The following is a 21,658-nucleotide window of genomic DNA, read 5'->3' as shown; positions in this document are numbered from 1 at the left end:
TTCCTACGACCAGACGCGATCAAGGCGGGCACGGCGCTCCGCGCGGGCCTCGAGCGCCTCCTCCATCGAGACCGGCACGAAGCGCACCTTCGTGCCCGGCGACATGCGGGCGAAGAGATCCATGTCCGCGCTGATGACCGTGCAGGCCTGCGCGTAACCGCCCCCGGAGACAGCGTCGTAGTGGAGCACGATCGGCTGCGTGCCGCCGGGGATCTGGATCGAGCCCACGGGGTACCCTGCGTCAGTGATGTTCGACGGATCCTGACCGGCGCCGAACGGCTGGGGCTCGTCCTTCCAGGCGACGCCGGGGCCGTCGAACCGCAGGCCCATGCGGTCTGCGACCGGCGTCAGGGTCCACTCCGCCTCTGTGAGGTTGCGCAGCCCCTGCTCGGTGAGCTTGTGATCGTAGAGGCCCATCATGACGCGCACCTCCATCTCCTTCTCGTAGCTCGGCAGCAGGTCGTCGGGCACGCGGTCGAGGCGGGGCAGCGTCTCCTCGTGCGCGGTGCCCACCGGCAGCGTGTCGCCGGCGGCGAGCGCGCGGCCCTCCACCCCGCCGATCCTGCCGATCGGGTACGTCGAACGCGAGCCGAGCGCCACGGGCACGTCGATCCCTCCCGCGACGGAGATGAAGAACTTGGTGCCGCCGCGGATGACTCCGAAGGAGAGCTCGTCGCCGGCCCGCAGTTCGAGGCGGGCGTTCTGCTCGGCGGGCTCGCCGTTGATCAGCACGTCGACGGGCGCGCCCGTCACCGCGACCACGGCGGGCGCATCGGTGCTGAGCTTGGGCCCGAGGTAGGTGCACTCCAGCACGGCATCGTCCCGCGTGTTTCCGACGAGGCGGTTGGCGAGCGCGGCGGAGTACTGGTCCATCGAGCCGCCCTGGGGGAAGCCGAATCGATAGTAGCCGAAGCGCCCGCGATCCTGCACCGTGGTCGCGAGGCCGGGGGTGATGATCTCAAGCGACATCGAGAGCCTCCAGAAGTGAGCGGTTGTGGCCTTCGAGATCGGCGAGGGCCTCGGAGAGCGAGAAGGTAACGGGAGCCTGTTTGTAGCGGTAGGTGCCGGCCTCGACCTGCGCCTGGATCTCGCGGTACTCGGCCTCGTCGATGGGACGGTACTTCACGATGTCGCCCGTCTTGAACAGCACCGAGAAGTCGGCGAAATCGGCGAGCTTCTGCTCGGGGTCGTAGATCGGGGCGGGGGCGATGCCGAGCATCTGGTAGCCCCCGGCGCCGCGCACCGAGTAGTGCGCGGTGAAGCAGCCGCCGATGCCGACGGTGAGGGGCGGGGTGTCGGTACGGGGACTCAGGTACTTCGGCACCTCCAGTTGCTCCTCCTGCGGCGCGAGCTGGAAGAGGAACGGGAGGCCCGCCACGAAGCCCACCATCGAGACCAGCCAGGGCCGCTCGTGGTGGCGGCGGATGAACTCCTGCGCGTCGGCGAGGCCGTTCACCGCCGCCGCGTAGTCGAGGTCCGTGCCGCTCGGGTCCTGGTGGTAGCCCTCGCGGAAGCGCTGCCCGGTCTCGCGGGTGTAGGGATCGTCGTACCATACGGGCACCTCGACGATGCGGGTCTCGAGCAGGCCGCCGGAGGCCTTGCGCACCTCGGCTTCGAGCTCGCGCACCGTCCGTTCGAGTTCGGTGTGCGCGAGTTCGTCGGGATCGAAGCGGATCAGCAGCGAGGCGTTCGCCGGGCAGATGTCGACGATGCCGGGCAGCGCGCGCTGCTCGAGGTCCATCGCGATCGAGTTCGAGACGAAGTTCGCCTCGAGCGACATGTCCGGAGCGATCTCGACGAGCAGAAACTCGTCACCGCCCCAGGTGTAGCGTGCGTGGTCGGGCAGGGTCATGCTGATTCTCCCAACAGGCCGGGGACTGACTCGATATAGGTGGTGTAATGCTGCGCCGCCGAGAAGTCCTCGAGTGCGACGAGGCGCCGCATGAGCGGCACGGTGCTCTTGATTCCCGCGATCTCGACCTCCTCGAGCGCTCGCGCGGCGCGGGCGAGCGCCCGCTCGCGATCCGTGTCCCACACGATGAGCTTGCCGAGCAGCGAGTCGTAGAAGGGCATAACGGTCTGGCCGGTCGAGAAGCCGAAGTCCGCCCGCACGCCGGGCCCGCCCGAGAGCTCGAGGGTTTCGATACGCCCGGGGCTCGGCATGAAGCTGTTGTCGGGGTCTTCCGCGTTGATGCGGAACTCGAAGGCGTGGCCGTCGAACTCGATGTCCTGCTGCGTGTAGCCGAGCTTCTCACCCGAGGCGACGCGCAGCTGCTCCCGCACGAGGTCGATTCCGGTGATGGCCTCGCTGATCGGGTGCTCGACCTGCAGACGCGTGTTCATCTCGATGAAGGCGATCTCCTGGCGATCCGGGTCGTACAAGAACTCGACGGTGCCGGCGCCGGTGTAGTTCGACTGGCGCGCGAGCTCGACCGAGGTGTCACGCATCCGCTGCCGCAGCTCGTCGGGCAGGCCCGGTGCGGGCGCCTCCTCGATGACCTTCTGCTGGCGGCGCTGCATCGAGCAGTCGCGATCTCCCAGGTGCACCCAGGTCTCGCCGTCGCCGAAGACCTGCACCTCGACGTGACGGGCGCGTGTGACGAAGCGCTCGAAGTAGACCTCGTTCGAGTTGAACGCCGCCTGCGCCTCGGCCTGCGCGACCTCGACGGTGCCGCGCACCTCCTCGCGCGAGTTGATGCGGCGGATGCCGCGTCCGCCGCCGCCGGCCGAGGCCTTCACCACGAGCGGGTAGCCGATGCCGTCGGCGATGGCCTCGATGTCGCCGGAGACGTCGAGCACTCCCTCAGAGCCCGCGAGCACGGGGACGCCCGCCTCGATCGCGGCCTGACGAGCGCGCGACTTGTCGCCCATCAGCACGATGGTGTCGGGGTCGGGGCCCACCCAGGTGAGGCCCGCGTCGATGACCTTGCGGGCGAAGTCGGCGTTCTCCGAGAGGAAGCCGTAGCCGGGGTGTATCGCGTCGGCTCCCGTCTCGGCCGCCGCGGCGAGCACGGCGTCGTGATTGAGATAGCTCAGGCCGGCCGGTGCGGGGCCGATGACCACCGACTCGTCGGCGAGGCGCTCCGCGTTCGAACCTCGGTCGGCCTCGCTCACCACCGCCACGGTGGCGATGCCCATCTCGCGGGCGGCGCGAATGACGCGCACCGCGATTTCGCCTCGATTGGCGATCAGCAGTTTCTTCACTATGGCGCTCCTTTGCGTCCTGGTAATCCCGGAGGGGCTATTCGATCGTGGCTATGACGTCTCCGGGGCCGACCATCCCGTTGTCGTCGACCTCGAACGACTGGATGGCCCCGGCGACCTCGGAGCGCACCTCGGTGAACTGCTTCATGATCTCGATGACTCCGATGGTCTGCCCGACCTCGACGGTGTCTCCGACCTCGACGAATGGCGCCTTGTCGGGCGCGGGGCGGCGATAGAAGATGCCGGGAATCGGTGCGATGACCTGTGTGCTCATGTGTGTTGTTCGCTCTCGAGATAGGGGTTGAGGGGATGTGGAGATGTGGATCGCTCAGCGGTCGACGACCGCGCGCACCGCGGCGGTGACCTCGACGGCGTTGGGGGTGTCGGAGTGCACGCAGATACTGCCGAACTCGATGGGCAGCTCGGTTCCATCGACCGCGACCATGACGCCGTCGTCGAGGGCGCGGCGGGCCTTCTCGGCCGCCTTGGCGGGATCGGTCGCGTGCGGCTGACGCAGGATGATGAGGCCGCCCTCGGAGTTGTAGTCGAGATCGACGTAGAGCTCACCGACGAAATCCACGCCCTCCCGCTCCGCGACGCGCTGGTGGGCGGAACCGGCGATGCCGAAGACCGGCACACCGTAGTCCCGAGCCACCTGCACGGCGCCGAGCATCAGTTCCTCGTCTCGGGCGAGCATGCCGTAGAGGGAGCCGTGCGGCTTGATGTGGTTGAGGGGCAGGTCGTACTTCTTGAGGAAGCCGCTGAGAGCGCCGACCTGGTAGCGGACGAGGTCCTCGACTTCCTGCTGGGTCAGCTTCATCTCACGGCGGCCGAAGCCCACCAGATCGGGCAGCCCCGGGTGCGCGCCGACGCGCACGCCGCGCTCATGGGCGAGTGCGACGGTGGTCTCCATGGCGCCCGGATCTCCGGAGTGGAAGCCGCAGGCCACATTCGCCACGTCGATGAGCTTCATCAGCTCTGGGTCGTTGCCGAACGTGTGGAGGCCGAAAGCCTCGCCCATATCGGAGTTGACTGAGATCGCATCACTACGTTGTGCTGTCATGGCCACAAAGCTACGCGGAGCGGCACACGAGCGTTATTATGCAAATGCAAGAAGCTTCTCACCAGATTTGTGCATACGCGAAAGGCCTCGCATGCGCGTCACCGACCTCCTCGCGGAGCAGTCGCTCCAACTGCGGCTCGAGACTCCGTCGAGCATGAAGCGCCTCGGCCGCGAGATCGCCCGGTGCGCTCCCGCGGAGCATCTCGATCCCACTCCCTATCTCGAGCCGAACGTGCTCGTGCTCACGTCGGGCATCGGCATGAACTTCACCGAACCGAGCATCTGGGACGGGTACGTGGAACGCCTCACCCGCGTGCCGGTCTCGGCGCTCGCCTTCGCGGTGGGCGTCGCCCATCGCGAGCTGCCGAAGGGGCTCATCGAGGCGTGCGCGCGCCACGACGTGCCCCTGCTCGAGGTGCCGACCACAGTGCCGCTGTTCAAGATCAACCAGCACGTCGAGTACATGCTGCAGGCTGAGCGCATCGCCCTCACCGATCGGGGGTGGCGCCTCGCCGACGAGTGCGCCAGGCTCGCGGGCCAGGGCGCCGAGATCTCGACACTGCTCGCCGCGATCCACTCCGTGCTCGAGCTGCCGGTCGCCGTCTACGACGCCTTCGGCTCGATCATCGCGCAGTATCCGGCCACCGCGACCTGGCGCGTCGGTCCCTCCCGCAACGCGCAGCCCGACGTCTTCAATCTCGCCCTGCCGATGGGGCTGCGCGATCCATGCCAGCTCGCGGTGCGCCTCCTCCGCCCCTCGAGCGAGTTCGAACCGCTGCTCGCGCCGGTCACCTCGATCCTCGCCATGCAGCTCAACCGCTCGATCACCGTCGACGCGAGCAGCCAGCGGGATATGCTGCGCTTTGTCAACCGCTGCGTGTCATGGTCGGAGGCGACCCGCAACGACGTCGCCGGAGCGTTCCATGAACTCGGGCTCAGCCGCGGCGCCGACACGGCGCTCCTCGTCGCGGACCTCGGCGGCGAGCACGCCGCCGCGACCTGGCAGCTCCGCCTCGCTCTGCACGACGCCTTCCACGACGTGCGGGTGGCCGAGATCGACGATCGGCTCATCGCGCTCATGCAGTTCCCCCGGGACGGGATCACCGAGGCCAGGGCGCATCTGCTCGACGTGCGATCGGATCTGCCGCTCGTGTTCCGTGATCCCGCGCACACCATCGATGAACTCCGCATCTCTCTGGTGCACGCCCTCGACCTCGTGCGGCACGCCGAGAAACCGGTCGTCGCGCCGACCCTCGGGCTGAGCGCCGTGGTCGCGGCCGCGGCGGGACGCGGGGCCCGCGAATCCGCCCACCGATTCCTGGCGCCGCTCATCGAGCACGACGAGCAGCGCAGCACCGAGCTGCTGCCCACGCTGCGCGCTTGGCTGCGCAACGACGCGCAGCCCTCCCGCACATGCGAGGAGCTGTTCATCCATCGCAACTCGCTCGGCTACCGGCTGCGCCGGATGGAGCAGATCCTGGGCATCTCCCTCGACACACTCGACGGCAAGGCCACCTGCCTCATGGCTCTGCGCCTCGTCGAGCTCGAACCCTACTGATCCGCACGATCCCCCCTCCCGCGCGACCGCGGCCCGGGCTCGCCGAAGCGAGCCCGGGCCGACTGGTCATCGCGAGTGAATACGCTACCGCTGGGCGACCACTCTGATGAGGCCGGTGCGGCTGGTCGGGTGCGTCTTCCAGAAGACGGCGTAGATCACTCCGGCGGACACCGCGGTGAGGATCGGACCCCAGGTGGAGCCGACGCCCGCGAGCCCGGGGGCGATCGACCCGAGCTGCAGCATGACGAGGCCGATGACGGTCGCGATCGTCCAGGCGATCAGACCGTTGCTGTTGAAAGCGCGGTAGTGCTTGTCGTCGATCGCCGAGTGCTCCTGGTTGCGCCCGCGGTCGAGGAGCACGTGCGTCAGGGCGATCGCCACCCAGGCCGTCACGAGCACGCCCTGCCAGGCGAGCGCGAGCAGCAGGTACTGCACGATGGGCAGCAGCATCAGCAGGAAGATGATCAGCGATGACACGATCACCCACACGATGTTCGGCAGGCGGAGCCGCAGCACCCGCTCGCCGAAGGCCTTGAGGTTCGCGGCGCCGAGATAGTAGTTCGCCGTGTTGATGCGGGTCTGCGAGGCGATGATCACGATGAGGCCGAGGATGCCCATGAGCGACACCATGCCCCCGGCGATACCGGTCTCGGAGACCTCGAGGCCGGGGATGGTGAAGGTGAGGAAGATGCCGACGAAGGCCGAGAAGCCGTAGGCGAGCACGTAGAACAGCGGACCGAAGGTGAAGCGCTGGTGGAACTTCACGTCCTTGCGCTTGCCCAGCGCGGCGTAGTCCATGGTGAACATCATCATGATCCACACGCCCATGTAGCCGGCGAAGGTCGCGAGCCACCCGGGTCCTCCCTGCGCGAACGGCAGCGGCACCTCGGGGGCGTGGGTGAGCCAGGCGTCTCCGAACCCGTAGACGGCGCCGGCCCAGATGACCGCGGCGACGAGCCCGAAGAAGTAGAGCGGCATCAACCAGCCGTTCAGCTTGTCGAGGAAGCGGCGGACGCCGCCGATGATGAGGGGCGTCGAGTAGACGACGACGATCAGGCTCCACATCCACATCTCACCGCCGAAGGCGGCCATGAAGGCGTAGGCCACGATCGACCCCTCGAAGACGGCGTAGTAGATCGCGACGAGCGCGAAGATGATCGTCGCGATCGAGGAGCCGGCGGTTCCGAGGATGGTGCGCGAGAACTGCGCCACCGTGGTGCGGTTGTTGATGGCGTAGCGCGACAGCACGGCGTTGATGGCGCCGTAGCAGAGGATGGTCAGCACGATGCCGATGATGGCGTTCACGGTGCCGTAGGCCGCGGCCATGGCCGCGCCGATGTAGACGAAGAAGAATGCGCTGGCGACGCCGTACCAGGCCATCGCGAGCGATCCGCGGCTCATCTGGTCTTCATCGTCGCCTGCTCGCGCGAGGGCGTCGGTCGCTTCGACGTCGTCGTTGCTCCCGGTCAGATTGAGGGTCACGATCATACCTCCATTGGTATCTCGGGTGGGCTGCCGATCGGTCGGACTCGCGCGGAGGCGCGAGCCCGGGTACGACAGCGGAAAGGGGAGAATCCGCCTCGGCCTGAACCGTTGCGAAGCCGGGTCGGTGCGGCGGTCGAGCGCGCCGACATCTCATTTTTTGTCAGGATGCCGCTGATCAGTACTGTGCAAGAGCCGGAAAAAGCAGCGACTTCTCTGTCGTATGCATAAACCTGCTCAGCCGGACCGCATCGTCGTCAGCACCGGTCGGACCAGCTCCGCCCCGTGCGGGCCGGCGGGGCCGGGGCGAGGCCCACCTCGCCCCGGCGTCCGGGCGATCACCCGGAGAACCTCCGCGAAATCAGCTCCAGCGCTCCGCGGAACGGCGGATCATCTGCTCGCGGTGCTGTCGCGTCGTCTCCTCGAACAGCTCACCGGTCCCCCAGTCGAGGATGACGCCGTGCCGTCGGATCACGTCGAGCAGGTCGAGTTCGCCCGCGCGGTAGCGCTCGGCGACCTCGTGCGGATCGGATTCGAGCCAGGCCGAGCGGTTCTGCCGGATCCAGGCACGCTTGGTGAGCGTGGCCTCGCGGTCGATCTCGTAGCGGTCGAGCTCGGGATCGATCGGCACGATGACCACGCCGTAGTCCTCGGCCGCCCGCTCGACCGAGACGTAATCGTCGATGACGTCCTCGAGCACCTCCTCCGGCGTCCGCTCGAGCGGGTCGCCGAAGCCGCCGCCGCCCGCCGAGGGCCGGTAGAAGGTGTCACCCGGCTGCACCGGGACCGAGGAGAAGATCGACCCGAGGAAGCGCTCGTTCTCGGTGCCGCGGTTGAGCCACACGCCATGCGGGATCGAGGGCAGACCACCCTCGATCCCCCAGGTGATCGAGCGGGCGCGATCGCAGCAGTAGCTCATCACCGAGGCGTCGGCATCGGTGAGCGTGCCGCCCTTCTCCACACCGCAGCCGCCGCGGAAGCGGCCCGGCCCTCCCGAGTCGGTGCCGATCCGGTGCATGGTGGTGAGCACGGGAGTGAGCCGCTCCTGCCCCTCGCACGCCTGCACCGCGAGGCCGACGCCGAACACGGGCGCGGTCGCGCTGGAGCCGTCCTTCGACGAGCGGCCGCCCCAGCCGCCGGCCATCCAGTCGTACCACATGAAGTACGGCTTGCTCTCGCTGCGAGCGTCGCGACCACCGACGAGCAGGTACTCGAGATTGAAGGCGCAGGCCATGGCCCGCTCGGGCATGAGCTGCGACCAGATCTCGAAGATGCCGTTCATGAGCTTCTCGTACGGTCCCGAGCAGAAGCCCGTCACGGCATACGGCCAGCCGGCGTTCACCACCGTGCCCTCGGGGCCGATGTCGGCCGTCACCGCGGCGTAGAAGCCGGAGTTGAGCGGCACGTCGGGGAAGAAGGTCTTGGTGCCCGCGTAGATGGCCGAGAACGTCGTGCCATAGCCCGAATTGAGGAACGTGTCGACCACGTCCGCGCTGCCCACGAGGTTGTAGTGGATGCCCTCGCCGTCGAGCGTCATGCGGATCTTGACGGGCACGAGGCCCTCGGGTTTGCCGGGGTCGAGGTCGAGGTAGTCGACCGTCTCCCAGGTGCCCTGCGGCAGATCGGCGAGACGGCGGCGCACCGTGCGCTCGACGTAGTCCTGCGTCTCCTGCATCGCCAGCTCCACGGTCGCGGTGCCGTATCGGTCCACGAGCCGCAGCACCTCGCGCTCACAGACAGCCGTCGCCTCGGACTGGGCGTGCAGGTCGCCGAGCGCCTGCTCCGGCGCCCGGGTGTTCGCGACGAGCAGCTGAGCCACGTCGTGCAGGAAGACACCCTTCGACCAGACCCGGATCGGGGTGATGCGCAGCCCCTCGCCGAAGTGCTCGGACGCCGAGACGTCGAACGAGCCGGGCACCTTGCCGCCGATGTCGGCCCAGTGCCCCTTGTTCTGCGCGAAGGCGATGATGCGCCCCTCGGAGAAGACGGGTCGCACGAACGAGACATCGTTGAAGTGGGTGCCGCCCCGGTACGGGTCGTTGATGGCGAAGACGTCACCGGGGTGGATATCGTCGCCGAACTCCTCGATGACGGCCTTGGCCTGGAAGTGGAGCGTGCCGACGTGCACCGCGATGTCGCCGGAGCCCTGCATGACGGTGTTGCCGCTGGCGTCGCACAGCGCCGACGAGAAGTCCCGGGAGTAGATGACGAAGGAGTAGCAGGTCCGCAGGATCTGCTCGCTCATGAGGTCGACGCTGGTGGCGAAGGCGTTCTTGAGCACCTCGAACGTCACCGGGTCGAGTTCGGTCTGCCGCCCGATTGCCGGGGCGAGCGCGGTGGTGTCACTCATCAGTGGATCTCCTCCAGGTGGATACGGATGTTGAGCCACTCGTCGATCTCGGCGCGAGTGTATGGGGGCACGACCGTGGTCGAGTCGAGCTGGTTGATGATCGCGGGGCCTTCGAAGGCTGTGCCTGCGGCGAGCGCGTCGCGGTCGTAGACCGGGGTGTCGAGCCAGCCGGTGACGCCGAAGTAGACGCGGCGGCGCTCGGCGGGCTCCCCGGGCGCCTGCGGCACGGGATCCGCCGGGCGGAACGAGGGCTTCGGGATCTTGCCGACGGCCCCGAGATGCAGTTGGTACACCTCGACGGGGGCGTCGTCCTGACGGAACGCGAACTCGCGCTCGTACTGCTCGTGGAAGGTTCGGACCGCCTGCTCGAGCGCGCCGGGGCCGGACCCCATGGGCACCTGGAGCGAGCGCCACTGCCCCTGGTAGCGCATCGAGATCTTACGCTGCAGGACCGCGTTCTCCTCCGCGACGCCCTCGTGACGCAGGCGGGCGGTGGCCTCGGTCTCGAGGGTGATGAACGCCTGCTCGATGCCGTCCTCGTCGGCACCGGATGCGAGGCCGGTGTACATCTGCGCGAAGTCGTGCTGGATGTCGACGAGCAGGCAGCCCATGGCCGAGGTGACCCCGGGGTTCGGCGGTACCACGACGGTCGGGATCCCGAGCTCGCGCGCGACGTCGGCACCGTGCAGAGCGCCGGCACCGCCGAAGGCCAGCAGTGCGAAGTCGCGCGGGTCGTAGCCGCGGCGGATCGAGACGAGACGCACGGCGTCGGCCATGTTGGCGTTCGCGACCGAGACGATGGCCTGAGCGGCCTCCTCGACCCCCATGCCGAGGGGCTCGGCGATGACGCGGCGGATCGCCTCCTCGGAGAGCGAACGGTCGAGCTCTTTCACGCCGCCGGCGAGCGATGTGCCGAGCCTGCCAAGCACGACGTTCGCGTCGGTGTTGGTGGGCTGGTCTCCCCCGGTGCCGTAGCAGGCCGGCCCGGGGTCCGCCCCCGCCGACTGCGGGCCGTTGCGCAGCGAGCCGGCGATGTCGATGTGGGCGAGGGATCCGCCGCCGGCGCCGATGGTGAGCACCTCGATGGAGGGGAAGATGATGGGGTGACCGTACTCGACCTGCCACTCCTGCGAGACGCGCAGTTCGCCGTCGGCGACGAGGGCGATGTCGGTGGAGGTGCCGCCCATGTCGAGGCTCACCGCGTTGTCGTAGCCGCACTGCTGGGCGATGTGCTTGGCGGAGATGGCGCCTGCCGCGATCCCGGATGCGGCGAGCCGGACCGGGAACTTCTCGACGAGCCGCGGCGTCATCGATCCGCCGCCCGAGTGGAGCAGCAGTAGGTCACCGCGGTAGCCGCCGTCGCGCAGCCGGCCCGCGAGGCGGTTCACGTAACCCGACACGAGCGGGGCCAGCACGGCATTGGCGACGGCGGTGTTGAACCGCGGGTATTCGAAGATCTCGGGCAGCACCTCGGCCGAGGTCGAGACCGTGGCGTCGGGGATGACCTCCTCGAGGATCTCGCGCATACGGGTCTCGTGCGCGGCGTTCGCGTAGGAGTTGAGGAAGCAGACCGCGATCGTCTTCACGCCGCGGCGCTGCAGCAGCTCGGCCAGCCGACGGGCCTCCGCCTCGTCGAGAGGGGTGATCGTGTTGCCGTGGTAGTCGATGCGCTCGCTCACCTCGAAGCGGTCACGGCGGCGGATGTAGGGCTCGGAGACGTCGTTGTAGGCGTCCCAGAGGTCGTCCTTGGTGCCGTCGCGGATCTCGAGCACGTCGCGGAAGCCGCGCGTGGTGACGAGGGCGGCGGCGGGAAAGTTCCGTGTGATGAGTGCGTTGGTGGCAACCGTGGTGCCGTGCGAGAAGAGCGCGACCTCGTTCAGATCGATCTCGCCCCGATCCACGCCGTTCATCACCGCGATCATGGGATCCGCCGGTGTCGATGGCACCTTCGTCACCCGCATCCGCTGGGTGTCGTCATCGAAGATGCAGACGTCGGTGAATGTGCCTCCCACGTCTACCGCGACGCGAATACTGCTCATGAGTCCTCCTGGATTCATCGTTGACTTCCGGATGCCTCAACCTTCGTGCGCATCTCGTCGAGGGTCACTGGAGAATGCGAAGGTTTGCAGCGTGTCCATTGTAAAATTCACAAAAATTGTCGTTTCCGCACGCCGCAAACCTCCCCTTCGCACAATGAGCGAGCGGGATCGACCGGATCAGTGCGGTCAGCACGAGCGCACCCGCCGAAGAGAGGGATGATCCGCATGCACCCCGATTCGCACGCCGACACCGAGCTCCACCGCCTCCGCACCACCCTCGACCTCACCCACGCCCTGCTCTCCGCCGTCTCCTCGACCGACCCCGTGCGCTCGCTCGCCTCCCGCATGAGCACGCTCTGCCACGGCACCGCGATCATCTACGACTTCGAGGGCTCCGTGGTCGCGAGCACGGGCGAGGCCCCCGTGCAGCTCATCTGGAACGAGGTGTCCGCCACCAACCAGCGCGAGCTCAGCATCGAGATCGGCCGCTGGCACGTGCGAACGCGACGGGTCGCTCTGCGCGACGGCGTGCACGTGATCGCGATCGCCAGCCGCGGGCCCGAGACCCTGGATCAGATCGGAGAGCTGCTGCTCGACACCTCGGAGCGCCTGCTCGGGGCTGTGCACGGCATCCGGTACGGCGCCACCCAGCGGGACCGCCGCGACAACGAGCAGCTCATCGCAGCACTCCACGACGGGGTCCTGCCGGCGCGCGAGCACCGCTTCTGGAGCCGACTCGCCCAGTTCCGCTTCCCGACCTACGCGAGCGTGCGAGCCATCGAGCTCGCCCCGCTCGACGAGTCCTCCGCGTCGGAGACGCACATCGACCAGCTGCTCTCCCGAGCGCGCTCCGACGATCTGCCGCTGCTCATCATGCTGCGCCGCGTCGACATGGACGCGCCCGCCACCGTCGCCGCGATCCTGCCCGCCTCGACGGCCAGCGAGAAGTGGCTCGCCGCCGTCTCGCACCAGTTCCTCACCGGCTCCTCGGCGCCGTCGTCATCCCTCTCGAACCTCCCCGAGTGCGTCCGCGAGGCGGAGACGGCGCTCGGCATCGCGCGGCAGTGGGCGGCGGCGGCCGAGATCCCGCAGGAGCTCGGCCCCGTGCTGATCGATCGCATCGACCTCTCCACCTGGCTGCTCTCGCACGTCGATCCGCGGCAGCTTCAGGAACGGATCGACCGCACCCTCGCATCGCTCGGCTCGCAACAGCTGCGCGACACCCTCACCACCTATCTCGCGGCCGGCCAGAACGTCGCCGACACAGCAGAGGCGCTCTTCCTGCACCCCAACACCGTGCGCTACCGCATCGGGCGCCTCGAGGAGGCGATCGGCGAGTCGCTGGGGTCGCCATTCGCGCTGGCGAATCTCATCCTCGCGCTGTACCCCGAGATCATCGGCCGCCGGGCCGAGCTGCAAGGGGGCCGAATCCCCGAAGCCCCCGCCCGCTGAAGGCCCCCGTTCCCGCGCGCCGGATTCGAACTCCACGACGGGACCGGGAAGAGCCCACCCGGCCTATGCTGGGAGGGAAGGCGCCGACCGGGCCCGTCACGCATCGAGGAGGATCATGAGCAGCGGATCGCACAGCGAAGTACAGCTCGAGAACGAGCACTTCCGCGTCACGAAGTGGACCATCGAACCGGGCGGGGCGATCCCGATGCACAGGCACGAGTACGAGTACGTGGTGGTGCCGCTCGTGACCGATACGATGCACGTCACGAACGCCGACGGCAGCGAGATCGTCGCCGAGCTGGTCGCGGGCCGCAGCTACACGCGCCCGTCGGGGGCGGAGCACCGCATCGAGAACCGCGGTGCCGAGAGCGACGTGGTCTTCGTCGAGGTGGAGAAGCTGTCGTGAGCGGGGACGGCCACGCGGTGGTCGTGCGTCCGGTCGCCGAGGGCGATCGAGAGGCGTGGGCCGTGCTCTTCCGCGGGTACCGCGACTTCTACGAGAAGGATCACGATCCGGCGGTGATCGACACCGTGTGGGGCTGGCTCATGGACCCGGCCCACGGCACTCGCGGGCTCGTCGCCGAGGTCCACGGCAGGGTGGTCGGGATCGGGCACTTCCGCAGCTTCGCGCGACCCGTCATCGGCGAGCAGGGCATCTACCTCGATGATCTCTTCACCGCACCCGAGGCGCGGGGCACGGGAGCCGGATCCGCGATCCTGCATCGCCTGGCCGAGATCGCGCGCGACGAGGGAGTCTCCGTGGTGCGCTGGATCACCCACGAGAGCAACACGACCGCGCGCAGTCTCTACGACCGGCTCGCGCAGCAAACACCCTGGATCACCTACGATCTGGCGCCGGCCGGATGAGCGGTGGCCCCTGAGGTCAGCCGCCCGGAGAAACGAGCTCGGGAAGACGCGCGCCGATCATGCGTCCGACGCGCTCGAGCACGGTCACAGGGGCCTGTATGCATCGATCGACGTCGGGCTCGATCCCGACCAGCTCGAACACTTCGCGGAAGCCCGCCGCGAGCGCCCGCTCGCGCGGGAGGGCGCTGGATCCGCACACGATCACCACGGGGGTGCCCTGCGCGCGGGCGGCGACGCCTGCCGGAGCCTTGCCGCTGAGGGTCTGCGTGTCGAGGCGCCCCTCTCCTGTGATGACGAGATCCGCGCCGGCAACGGCCCTGTCGAAGTGCAGCAGGTCGAGCACGAGGTCGATGCCGGGGCGCATCTTGCCGCCGAGCACCGCGAGCGCCGCGAACCCGAGCCCGCCCGCCGCGCCGGCCCCGGGGTGCTCGGTCCAGGCACCGGGAGCGGTGTCGAGCGAGCGCTCGACGAGCGCTCCGAAGCGTGCGAGACCGGCGTCGAGCTCGACGATGCGCGCGGGCGGCACACCCTTCTGCGGGCCGTAGACGCCCGCGGCACCGTCGGGGCCGCACAGCGGGTTGGTGACGTCTGAGGCGATGAGGATCTCGGTGTCGCGCAGGCGCGGATCGAGTGCCGCGGTGTCGATGCTCGCGGCGAGTGCGGCACCGGATCCGCCCGGCCCCACCGGGGCACCAGTGGCATCGCGGATGCGCGCGCCGAGCGCTGCCAGCATGCCCGAACCGCCGTCGGAGGTGGCGCTGCCGCCCAGGCCGAGCACGATGCGGCGGGCTCCCGAGTCGAGCGCAGCAACGATCAGCTCACCGACACCCGCGCTCGTCGCAGAGACGGCATCGAGGGAACGGGAGCGCAGCGCCTCGGGATCGACCAGTCGTAACCCGCAGGCCTCTGCCGTTTCGATCACCGCGGTGCGCGCCTCGGAATCGAAGGCGAAACGAGCCTCACGGCCCTCACCGTACGGACCGGTCACCGCGCAACGGCGCTCCTCGAAAGTTGAAGAGGCGAGCGCAGCGTCGACCGTCCCGTCTCCCCCGTCCGCCACCGGCAACTCGTCGACGACCGCCTCGGGCTGCTCCGAAAGAATGCCCCGCCCGAGTGCGGAGGCCACCTCAGCAGCAGTCGCGGAACCCTTGAACTTGTCGCACGCGATCAGCACACGAGACATCGCTCCTCCTTTTCGCGCGTCACACGACGGTCGGCTCCCGCAACCGTTCCGTGCCCTCGGTCGTCTCGGTGCGTCCATGGGCGACCGCGCTCCCGTCGGCATCGACCGCGACAAACACGATGCGATCCAGCGTCAGCACCTCCTGGCCGGTCACCGCGTTCTCGACCCGGCAGCTCAGCGTGATCGACGTGCGCCCGAAGGCCTCGACGCGGTACTCGAGCTCGAGCAGGTCGCCGCGGTCGGCCCGGGCAGAGAAGTCGATGGCCGACATGTGGCGGGTCACGACGTCGATGGTGCCGAGCTGCGTCACGGCGACGATCGCGGCCTCCTCGTCGAGCCACTGCAGCAGGCGCCCGCCGAACAGCGCTCCGTGCTGGTTGAGATCCTCGGGCTTGACCCACTTGCGCACCACGTGCCGGTACTCGCTCATGCCCTCAGCATACGGCGCCCTCGCCACCCGCTCCCCTACAGCACGCTCCTCAAGAAGGCTTGCGTTCTCCCGCTACGCGGGTCGTCGAACACTTGCTCGGGCGAGCCGGACTCCTCCACGACACCCTCGTCCATGAACACCACGGTGTCCGCAGCGCTCCGCGCGAACCCGATCTCGTGGGTGACGACCACCATGGTGGTGCCGTTGCGGGCGAGATCCCGCATCACGGCAAGTACGTCACCGACGAGCTCGGGGTCGAGCGCGGAGGTCGGCTCGTCGAACAGCATGATCTTGGGCTTCATCGCGAGCGCTCGCGCGATCGCTACGCGCTGCTGCTGCCCGCCCGACAGCTGGGCCGGGTAGTGATTCGCCCACTCCTGCAAGCCGACCTGGTCGAGCAGGGCGAGCGCCTCGGAGCGTACCTCGCTGCGTGGCCGCCTCGCCACACCGATCGGAGCCTCCATGATGTTCTCGAGAGCGGTCTTGTGCGGGAACAGGTTGAACCTCTGAAACACCATACCGATCTTCCGACGCTGCTTCGCGACGTCACGCGGGTGCAGCTCGTGCAGTTCGCCGTGCCGCTCCCGATACCCGACGAGGTCGCCGTCGACGATGATGCGGCCGCCGTTGATGGTCTCGAGGTGGTTGATGCAGCGCAACAGCGTCGACTTGCCGGACCCCGAGGGACCGAGAAGACACGTCACCTCCCCGTGCCGCACATCCATGTCGATGCCCTTCAACACTTCGAGGTTGCCGAAGCGTTTGCGCACGCCGCGCAGCTGCACGAGCGCGGTGTCGTCGAGCGCGCTCGTCGAGCGCGGGGCTCCGACTTCCGTCGCATCGGCGGGGCCGGGCGGAAACAGCGGATCAGACATGGTTCTGGGCCTTTCGCTTGCGCTTGTGCTCGCGCTGCACCTGAATGCTCCCGGTGTACTCGCGCGCTTTCTGCAGGAGAGTCTGCGGCTGGTTCTTCGTACTCCCCCGACCGAAGTGCCGCTCGAGATAGTGCTGCGGAACCGACAGGAGGGAGACGATCGCGAGATACCAGATGCTCACGACGATGAGCAGCTCGACCTGACGCAGATTCTGGGCCGAGATCTGCGTCGCCTGCGTGTAGAGCTCGAGCACCGCGATCAGCGAGAGCAGCGACGTATTCTTGATCATCGAGATGAGCTGATTGCCCATCGGCGGGATGATCACGCGCATCGCCTGGGGCAGCAGGATCTTCAGGAAACAGTAGGCGGGGCTCATGCCCAGTGACGCCGCGGCCTCTCTCTGCCCCTCATCGACCGAGAGCATGCCCGATCTCACGATCTCCGACGAATAGGCCGCCTCATTGAGCGTGAGCGCGATGATGCCGGCGACCAGTGCGGTGATGAGCGTATTCGTATCGGCCTGGAAGAAGACGATGTCGGTGAAGGGAATGCCGATCGTGATCTTGTCGAAGATCAGGCCGAAGTATCCCCAGATCACGATCTGCACGAGGAGCGGGGTTCCTCGGAAGGCCCAGACGTAGACCGCCGCGAACGCCACGAGCACCGGATTGCCCGACATGCGCATCGCGGCGATGATGACGGCGAGCAGCGCGGCGCACGTCATCGAGATCACAGTGATCACGAGGGTGAGCTGCACGCCCGACAGGATCCTGGGATTGAAGAGGAACTCGCCGATGGTGGGAAAATCGATGTTCTTGTTGGTGGCGATCGCCTGCACGAACGCCACCAGCAGGACTATGAGGAACGCGGCACCGATCCACCGTCCGGGGCGCCGCAGCGGCCGTACCGCGTTGTCGAACTCTCTGCTCGGTGCAGGGGGTGCCATGTGCTTTCCTTACTCGTCTTCTTACTCATCGGCCGCGTTCACGAGCGCCTCGTCGAGCGCGAGCGAGCCCAGGCCGTGCTCATCGAGGATGGTCTGATAGACCCCCTCGTCCATGAGACTCTGCATCGCCGCCTGCAGCGCGTCCGTGAGTTCGGTCCGCTCCTTCAGCAGGCCGAATCCGCTGTAGACAGGATTGAAACCCTGCGGGTTCTGCGGATCCTCGATCATCTCGAAGTGCTCGCCATCACCCGCTGTCGCGGCGGTGAAGGCGGCGACCGGCGCATCCACGATGTAGGCCTGCGCGCGCCCCGCGCGCAGTGCCGTCTGCGAGTCCTGCGCCACGGGCAGCGCCTGCACATCGATACCGCCCTTGCCGTCTGCGATGCACTGCTCCGACAGCTCCTGCAGCAGCTCGGCTTGCAGCGTCGACTTCTGCGTCGAAGCGCTGTGGCCGCAGAGATCGGTGAGGGTGTTGATGCCCTCGGGGTTGCCCTTGGCCACGACGATGGCGAAGCCCGCCCTGATCTCCTCGATGAAGTTCAAGGTCTGCTGACGCTCCTTGGAGTCGTTCATGCCCATCATGATCAGATCGTGGCGATCGGACTGCAACGACGGGATCACCGATTCGAACGGCTGATGATTGACCTCGACGTCGATGTCGAGCGCCTGGCTGAGCGCGATCGCCATATCCACATCAACCCCGACGAGTTCGTCGTTGTCGTTGTATTCGACGAATGGCGGGTACGGCACACCCATGGCGATGCGGATCGCCCCGCGATCGATCACGTCGTCAGGCAACAGTTCTGCAGCCGCCTCATCCGTGTCGACGTCGAACTGCGCAGTCGCGGTGAGCGGCAGGCCGCCCGGTACGACCTCAGCCCCGTCCGCCCCGGTGGTATCGCTTGAGGTGGCGTCGCCCCCGTCACCGCTGCACGCCGTGAGGACGAGAGCCCCAGCGGCCAGAATAGTCAGAGCGCGAGTGATCCGTGTCATTCTCATGTTTTCGTTCCTTTCGTTACGCGAGACATCCATGTCTCGCCGTGAGTTACTCGAGGGTGCTGTGGCGAGGGTTTCTCAAGTCCCCTTTTCCGGAATCGCTCGTGCTGCTCCGCAGTCTCCTCCATTCGAGAGCAGGCTCGTGGGCCGCGATCAGTTCTTCGTAGCTCTGGCCGCGCACCACCAGGCTGGCGTTCCCTTTCAGGCAGAACACCATCGGGGGGTGCAGGGCTCCGTTGTAGTTGTTCACGAAGGTGAAGCCGTAGGCACCGGTGCCCGCGATCGCGACGGTGTCTCCGCGACATGGCGCCGGTAGCGGCGCGCGATCGACGAGCAGGTCGCCCGACTCGCACTGGCGTCCGACCACCTGAGCGATCGTATCGGGGGCTTCGGCCGCCCGTTCCGCGATCACCGCCGTGAATCGCTCATCGGTGAGCGCGATATTCATCTGATCCGACATACCACCGTCGACTGCGACGAACGTGCTGTTGGAGTGCTTCACGTTGCGCACACCGTAGAGGGTCACGCCGCTGCGCGCGACCAGAGATCTTCCCGGTTCGATGAGCAGCTCGGCCGTTGCGGGAAGCGCCTCGCGTGCGGCAGCGACGATAGCGTCCAGATACTCCTCGACCGTCGGAGCATCGTCCTCCTCGGAGTAGTTCACGCCGAGACCACCCCCGACGTTGTAGATATCGAAGTCTCCGAGATCCGCGATGATCTTCAGCGCCTCGGCGAATGGTTCCGTCTCGAGGATCTGCGAGCCGATATGCACGTGCACGCCCCGCAAGCGGATGCGAGGGTGATCCTGCAACCACTCGACCATGTCCCGCGTCTGCACGACGGTGAGGCCGAACTTCGATCCCCGGCCTCCTGTGGCGATCGACGGGTGGGTGTTCGCATCGATTTCGGGCAGCACTCGGATCAGCACGTCCTGAACCCCGCCCTCGAGCTCGCTCAGCACTTCGACGTCGGTGAGATTGTCCACTACGACGAGTCCCACGCCGACGTTCTTGGCGAGCTGAAGCTCTGCACGACTCTTGGCGTTGCCGTGCAGCACGAGACGGCCGGGTTCGACGCCTGCCGCGAGCGCTAGCCGCAGCTCTCCCTCGCCCACCACGTCGACGAGCAGGCCCTCCTGCTGGGCGACGGCGTAGGCCGCGACGCAGGGCAGGGACTTCGAGGCGAAGCAGACGCGGGAACGCGCCCACCGGCTCGACAGCCCTTCCTGGTACCGGCGCATCATATCGCGCAGCCCCTGCTCGTCGATCGCGTAGAGGGGTGTGCCGAACTCTCGGGCCAGCTCCGGGACCGAGCAGCCTCCGACGACGAGCTCGCCGTCCCGCCCGACGGAGCTGTGGATCGGGAGCACCCGTGCAAGGTGCGCTGGCAGGGTGTGCGGCGTCATCGCGGCGACCTCCACGTCTTCGTCGTCGAACGGGAACTGGGAACGCTCACCAGGCTATGAGGCGAATCATCGCTATATTTTGTCGGATCCGATAAATTTTGATCATGCGATTATCAGATTCCAAGGTCCGCTCGCCTGGGGGTGGCGGCACCCCCTCCCGGGATGCGGCATGGCAACCGCGCTTCGGAGTGCGGCTCAGCGCCCTCGAGCAGCACCTCGGAAGCGACCTCGTGCAGGTCGACGCGCCCGCCGGCACCGACGATCCCCTCATCCAGGCGCTCGAGATCTACGACGCCCGCAGCGGCGAGGCCGGCGGGGAGGGAACCCTGCTGAGCATCGTCTCCGCTGATGCCATGCGCCCCGAGGAACTGCTCCGAGCCCTGCGAGCCGCAGCCCAGAAAGGATGTGTCGGAGTCGCCTTTAAGAGTGGCGTCGAGGTGCCTCGGGAGGGTTCGGCCTCTGCTCTGTTCGAGCACCTCGTGCGCGAGGCAGGTCTCATCGCCGTCGTCCTCGCACCGGAGGTGAACTGGCGCGAGTTCGATTCCCTGATCACGAGACTGCTGGGAGAGAACGCTCGCTCCCTCGCTCTCGCGCCTTCGACTGGAGACAAGCTGTTCGCGATCGCCAACACGGTCGCCCGAGCCTTCGGCGGCTCGGTCGCGATCGAGAACCACCAACGGGATATCCTGGCCCACTCTTCGGTGCTCGATCAAGCCATCGATGAGTTGCGCACCACCGGCATCCTCTTCCGTCGCGCGGGGGATGCACCCGTCAATGAGCGCCGCTACAGGGAGGTTCTGGCCGCCGACGGGATCGTCCGCTTCGAACGCTACCGGTCTTTCCTCCCCCGCGCGGCCATCGCGATCCGCGCCGGAGCGATCCCGCTCGGAACAATCTGGGTGCTCGATCCTAACGGTGAGGACCCCGATCGCCATCCGCTGTCGTCGGAGCAGGAGCAAGTACTGCTGCAGGCCGCGAATCTCGCCGCCGACGCGATGCTCGGTGAGTGGCAGTCGAGCATGCGCGAGGGCGCGCGACGCGAGTCCGCTGTCAGGAGGATGCTCACCGGTGCCGCACAGCCCGGGGACCGGGAGACCGTGGATCCCACAGGCACGAGCGAGGGCGTACTGCTCTATTGTGCGGTGGCGCATACGCAGAGTTCATCGGTGCACGCCGCGGAGGCCCGGACCGCGCTCGGCCGGTATCTGGCGACCTACGTGCCCGATCTCGTGCTGATCTCCGACGGCGGTGAGATCACCGCGCTCTGCCCCACTGCTCAGGTTGAAACCGTGCGGGAGTGGGTGATCTCGGCGATCTCCGAGGTCGATGAGACGACGCGCGACAATCTCACCATCGGTCTCAGCGACCCCCACCCGTTGGCCACTGGTCTGCCCGACGCCAACGACGAGGCCCGGCGCCTCGCCTCGCTCGCCGCTGCCGCCGGCGAGCGCATCGGGACAGTGCCCCGGCTGCGCCCGCAGCTCTTCTTCACCGCCTGCCTCTCGCAGCTCGAGCTCGACAACAGGCTGATCCTGCCGGCGGTGCGCCAGCTGCTCGAGTCCGACTCCGCGATCTCTCCTCTCGTGGAGACCCTTCAGTGCTGGCTGGAAGAGGCGTGCAGCTTCTCCCGGGCCGCCGCCCGTCTCCAGGTACACGAGCAGACGGTCCGCTACCGCATCCGCAAGGTGCGAGAGCGGCTCGGTATCCCCGATGGCGACCACCGCTCCCTGCTCATCGCCTGGGCGCAGTTGAGCGCCCTCCGCCAGAGAGATGCTGCACCAAGCTAGCCCGAAGGACCGGACGAGAAC

At 67.7% G+C, this 21,658-nt stretch carries 19 protein-coding genes; 5 read left to right on the top strand and 14 right to left on the bottom strand.

What is annotated here, in order from left to right:
• Positions 1-3: 3 nt before the first annotated feature.
• From AC0KXF_RS06855 to pxpA, 5 genes are read right to left on the bottom strand one after another with little or no spacing between them, the layout of a single operon-like run.
• Positions 4-969: a 5-oxoprolinase subunit C family protein gene (locus tag AC0KXF_RS06855; RefSeq protein ID WP_473108460.1), complete on the bottom strand. Its 966-nt coding sequence runs from the start codon at positions 967-969 to the stop codon at positions 4-6.
• Positions 959-1,852, bottom strand: a complete 894-nt coding sequence (locus tag AC0KXF_RS06850; RefSeq protein ID WP_473108459.1) for a 5-oxoprolinase subunit B family protein — start codon at positions 1,850-1,852, stop codon at positions 959-961. Before AC0KXF_RS06850 ends, AC0KXF_RS06855 begins: the two co-directional genes overlap by 11 nt.
• The gene (locus AC0KXF_RS06845) at positions 1,849-3,204 is read right to left on the bottom strand and encodes an acetyl-CoA carboxylase biotin carboxylase subunit (RefSeq protein WP_473108458.1); all 1,356 of its coding nucleotides are present in this window, start codon (positions 3,202-3,204) and stop codon (positions 1,849-1,851) included. Before AC0KXF_RS06845 ends, AC0KXF_RS06850 begins: the two co-directional genes overlap by 4 nt.
• 37 nt (positions 3,205-3,241) lie before the next feature.
• Entirely contained in the window at positions 3,242-3,478 is a 237-nt protein-coding gene (locus AC0KXF_RS06840; RefSeq protein ID WP_473108457.1) for an acetyl-CoA carboxylase, read from the bottom strand.
• A gap of 54 nt (positions 3,479-3,532) precedes the next feature.
• Positions 3,533-4,267, bottom strand: coding sequence for a 5-oxoprolinase subunit PxpA (gene pxpA, locus AC0KXF_RS06835; RefSeq protein WP_473108456.1), 735 nt, complete (start codon positions 4,265-4,267; stop codon positions 3,533-3,535).
• A gap of 91 nt (positions 4,268-4,358) precedes the next feature.
• Between pxpA and AC0KXF_RS06830 the strand changes: the two genes are divergently transcribed.
• Positions 4,359-5,825: a PucR family transcriptional regulator gene (locus AC0KXF_RS06830; RefSeq protein WP_473108455.1), complete on the top strand. Its 1,467-nt coding sequence runs from the start codon at positions 4,359-4,361 to the stop codon at positions 5,823-5,825.
• Between the two features lie 84 nt (positions 5,826-5,909).
• On the opposite strand, the gene AC0KXF_RS06825 is transcribed toward AC0KXF_RS06830, so the two are convergent.
• The 3 genes from AC0KXF_RS06825 to AC0KXF_RS06815 form a co-directional block, all read right to left on the bottom strand.
• Positions 5,910-7,313 carry a purine-cytosine permease family protein gene (locus AC0KXF_RS06825; RefSeq protein ID WP_473108454.1) on the bottom strand — a complete coding sequence of 468 codons (1,404 nt, stop codon included), beginning with the start codon at positions 7,311-7,313 and terminating at the stop codon, positions 5,910-5,912.
• 355 nt (positions 7,314-7,668) lie between these two features.
• Positions 7,669-9,657, bottom strand: coding sequence for a hydantoinase B/oxoprolinase family protein (locus tag AC0KXF_RS06820; protein WP_473108453.1), 1,989 nt, complete (start codon positions 9,655-9,657; stop codon positions 7,669-7,671).
• Positions 9,657-11,696, bottom strand: coding sequence for a hydantoinase/oxoprolinase family protein (locus AC0KXF_RS06815; RefSeq protein WP_473108452.1), 2,040 nt, complete (start codon positions 11,694-11,696; stop codon positions 9,657-9,659). The genes AC0KXF_RS06820 and AC0KXF_RS06815 overlap by 1 nt, the downstream gene beginning before the upstream one ends.
• 225 nt (positions 11,697-11,921) lie before the next feature.
• On the opposite strand from AC0KXF_RS06815, the gene AC0KXF_RS06810 reads away from it, so the two are divergent.
• The 3 genes from AC0KXF_RS06810 to AC0KXF_RS06800 all read left to right on the top strand — a co-directional run bounded on the left by AC0KXF_RS06810 (position 11,922) and on the right by AC0KXF_RS06800 (position 14,015).
• Positions 11,922-13,148 (top strand): PucR family transcriptional regulator, encoded by a 1,227-nt coding sequence (locus AC0KXF_RS06810; RefSeq protein ID WP_473108451.1) that lies wholly within the window; start codon positions 11,922-11,924, stop codon positions 13,146-13,148.
• Between the two features lie 115 nt (positions 13,149-13,263).
• On the top strand, positions 13,264-13,554 hold the full coding sequence (locus AC0KXF_RS06805) for a cupin domain-containing protein (protein WP_473108450.1): 291 nt from the start codon (positions 13,264-13,266) through the stop codon (positions 13,552-13,554).
• Positions 13,551-14,015, top strand: a complete 465-nt coding sequence (locus tag AC0KXF_RS06800; RefSeq protein ID WP_473108449.1) for a GNAT family N-acetyltransferase — start codon at positions 13,551-13,553, stop codon at positions 14,013-14,015. Before AC0KXF_RS06805 ends, AC0KXF_RS06800 begins: the two co-directional genes overlap by 4 nt.
• A gap of 16 nt (positions 14,016-14,031) precedes the next feature.
• Here the strand turns inward: AC0KXF_RS06800 and AC0KXF_RS06795 are convergent, their stop codons facing one another.
• From AC0KXF_RS06795 to lysA, 6 genes are read right to left on the bottom strand one after another with little or no spacing between them, the layout of a single operon-like run.
• Positions 14,032-15,198: a glycerate kinase gene (locus tag AC0KXF_RS06795; RefSeq protein WP_473108448.1), complete on the bottom strand. Its 1,167-nt coding sequence runs from the start codon at positions 15,196-15,198 to the stop codon at positions 14,032-14,034.
• Positions 15,199-15,217: 19 nt separating this feature from the next.
• A complete protein-coding gene (locus AC0KXF_RS06790) occupies positions 15,218-15,628 on the bottom strand; it encodes an acyl-CoA thioesterase (protein ID WP_473108447.1) in 411 nt (136 codons plus the stop codon).
• A 35-nt stretch (positions 15,629-15,663) separates the two neighbouring features.
• Positions 15,664-16,503, bottom strand: a complete 840-nt coding sequence (locus tag AC0KXF_RS06785) for an amino acid ABC transporter ATP-binding protein (protein ID WP_473108446.1) — start codon at positions 16,501-16,503, stop codon at positions 15,664-15,666.
• Entirely contained in the window at positions 16,496-17,449 is a 954-nt protein-coding gene (locus AC0KXF_RS06780; RefSeq protein ID WP_473108445.1) for an amino acid ABC transporter permease, read from the bottom strand. Before AC0KXF_RS06780 ends, AC0KXF_RS06785 begins: the two co-directional genes overlap by 8 nt.
• A gap of 21 nt (positions 17,450-17,470) precedes the next feature.
• Entirely contained in the window at positions 17,471-18,448 is a 978-nt protein-coding gene (locus AC0KXF_RS06775; protein ID WP_473108444.1) for an ABC transporter substrate-binding protein, read from the bottom strand.
• A 46-nt stretch (positions 18,449-18,494) separates the two neighbouring features.
• Positions 18,495-19,850, bottom strand: coding sequence for a diaminopimelate decarboxylase (gene lysA / locus AC0KXF_RS06770; RefSeq protein WP_473108443.1), 1,356 nt, complete (start codon positions 19,848-19,850; stop codon positions 18,495-18,497).
• Positions 19,851-19,954: 104 nt separating this feature from the next.
• Here lysA and AC0KXF_RS06765 point away from each other — a divergent pair, with 104 nt between their 5' ends.
• A complete protein-coding gene (locus AC0KXF_RS06765; protein WP_473108442.1) occupies positions 19,955-21,637 on the top strand; it encodes a PucR family transcriptional regulator in 1,683 nt (560 codons plus the stop codon).
• Positions 21,638-21,658 lie beyond the last annotated feature (21 nt).

This window comes from Leucobacter holotrichiae (assembly GCF_055791005.1).
The sequence above is the reverse complement of the archived record's forward strand: the minus strand, read 5'-3'. Positions and strand labels throughout refer to the sequence as shown.

Bases quoted from the DNA above. Each gene is read 5' to 3' on its own strand.
- AC0KXF_RS06780 (WP_473108445.1), bottom strand. From the start codon at position 17,449: ATGGCACCCCCTGCACCGAGCAGAGAGTTCGACAACGCGGTACGGCCG.
- AC0KXF_RS06825 (WP_473108454.1), bottom strand. From the start codon at position 7,313: ATGATCGTGACCCTCAATCTGACCGGGAGCAACGACGACGTCGAAGCG.
- pxpA (WP_473108456.1), bottom strand. From the start codon at position 4,267: ATGACAGCACAACGTAGTGATGCGATCTCAGTCAACTCCGATATGGGC.
- AC0KXF_RS06785 (WP_473108446.1), bottom strand. From the start codon at position 16,503: ATGTCTGATCCGCTGTTTCCGCCCGGCCCCGCCGATGCGACGGAAGTC.
- AC0KXF_RS06765 (WP_473108442.1), top strand. From the start codon at position 19,955: ATGCGATTATCAGATTCCAAGGTCCGCTCGCCTGGGGGTGGCGGCACC.
- AC0KXF_RS06805 (WP_473108450.1), top strand. From the start codon at position 13,264: ATGAGCAGCGGATCGCACAGCGAAGTACAGCTCGAGAACGAGCACTTC.
- AC0KXF_RS06795 (WP_473108448.1), bottom strand. From the start codon at position 15,198: ATGTCTCGTGTGCTGATCGCGTGCGACAAGTTCAAGGGTTCCGCGACT.
- AC0KXF_RS06855 (WP_473108460.1), bottom strand. From the start codon at position 969: ATGTCGCTTGAGATCATCACCCCCGGCCTCGCGACCACGGTGCAGGAT.
- AC0KXF_RS06830 (WP_473108455.1), top strand. From the start codon at position 4,359: ATGCGCGTCACCGACCTCCTCGCGGAGCAGTCGCTCCAACTGCGGCTC.
- AC0KXF_RS06790 (WP_473108447.1), bottom strand. From the start codon at position 15,628: ATGAGCGAGTACCGGCACGTGGTGCGCAAGTGGGTCAAGCCCGAGGAT.
- AC0KXF_RS06850 (WP_473108459.1), bottom strand. From the start codon at position 1,852: ATGACCCTGCCCGACCACGCACGCTACACCTGGGGCGGTGACGAGTTT.
- AC0KXF_RS06820 (WP_473108453.1), bottom strand. From the start codon at position 9,657: ATGAGTGACACCACCGCGCTCGCCCCGGCAATCGGGCGGCAGACCGAA.
- AC0KXF_RS06775 (WP_473108444.1), bottom strand. From the start codon at position 18,448: ATGAGAATGACACGGATCACTCGCGCTCTGACTATTCTGGCCGCTGGG.
- AC0KXF_RS06840 (WP_473108457.1), bottom strand. From the start codon at position 3,478: ATGAGCACACAGGTCATCGCACCGATTCCCGGCATCTTCTATCGCCGC.
- AC0KXF_RS06815 (WP_473108452.1), bottom strand. From the start codon at position 11,696: ATGAGCAGTATTCGCGTCGCGGTAGACGTGGGAGGCACATTCACCGAC.
- AC0KXF_RS06810 (WP_473108451.1), top strand. From the start codon at position 11,922: ATGCACCCCGATTCGCACGCCGACACCGAGCTCCACCGCCTCCGCACC.
- lysA (WP_473108443.1), bottom strand. From the start codon at position 19,850: ATGACGCCGCACACCCTGCCAGCGCACCTTGCACGGGTGCTCCCGATC.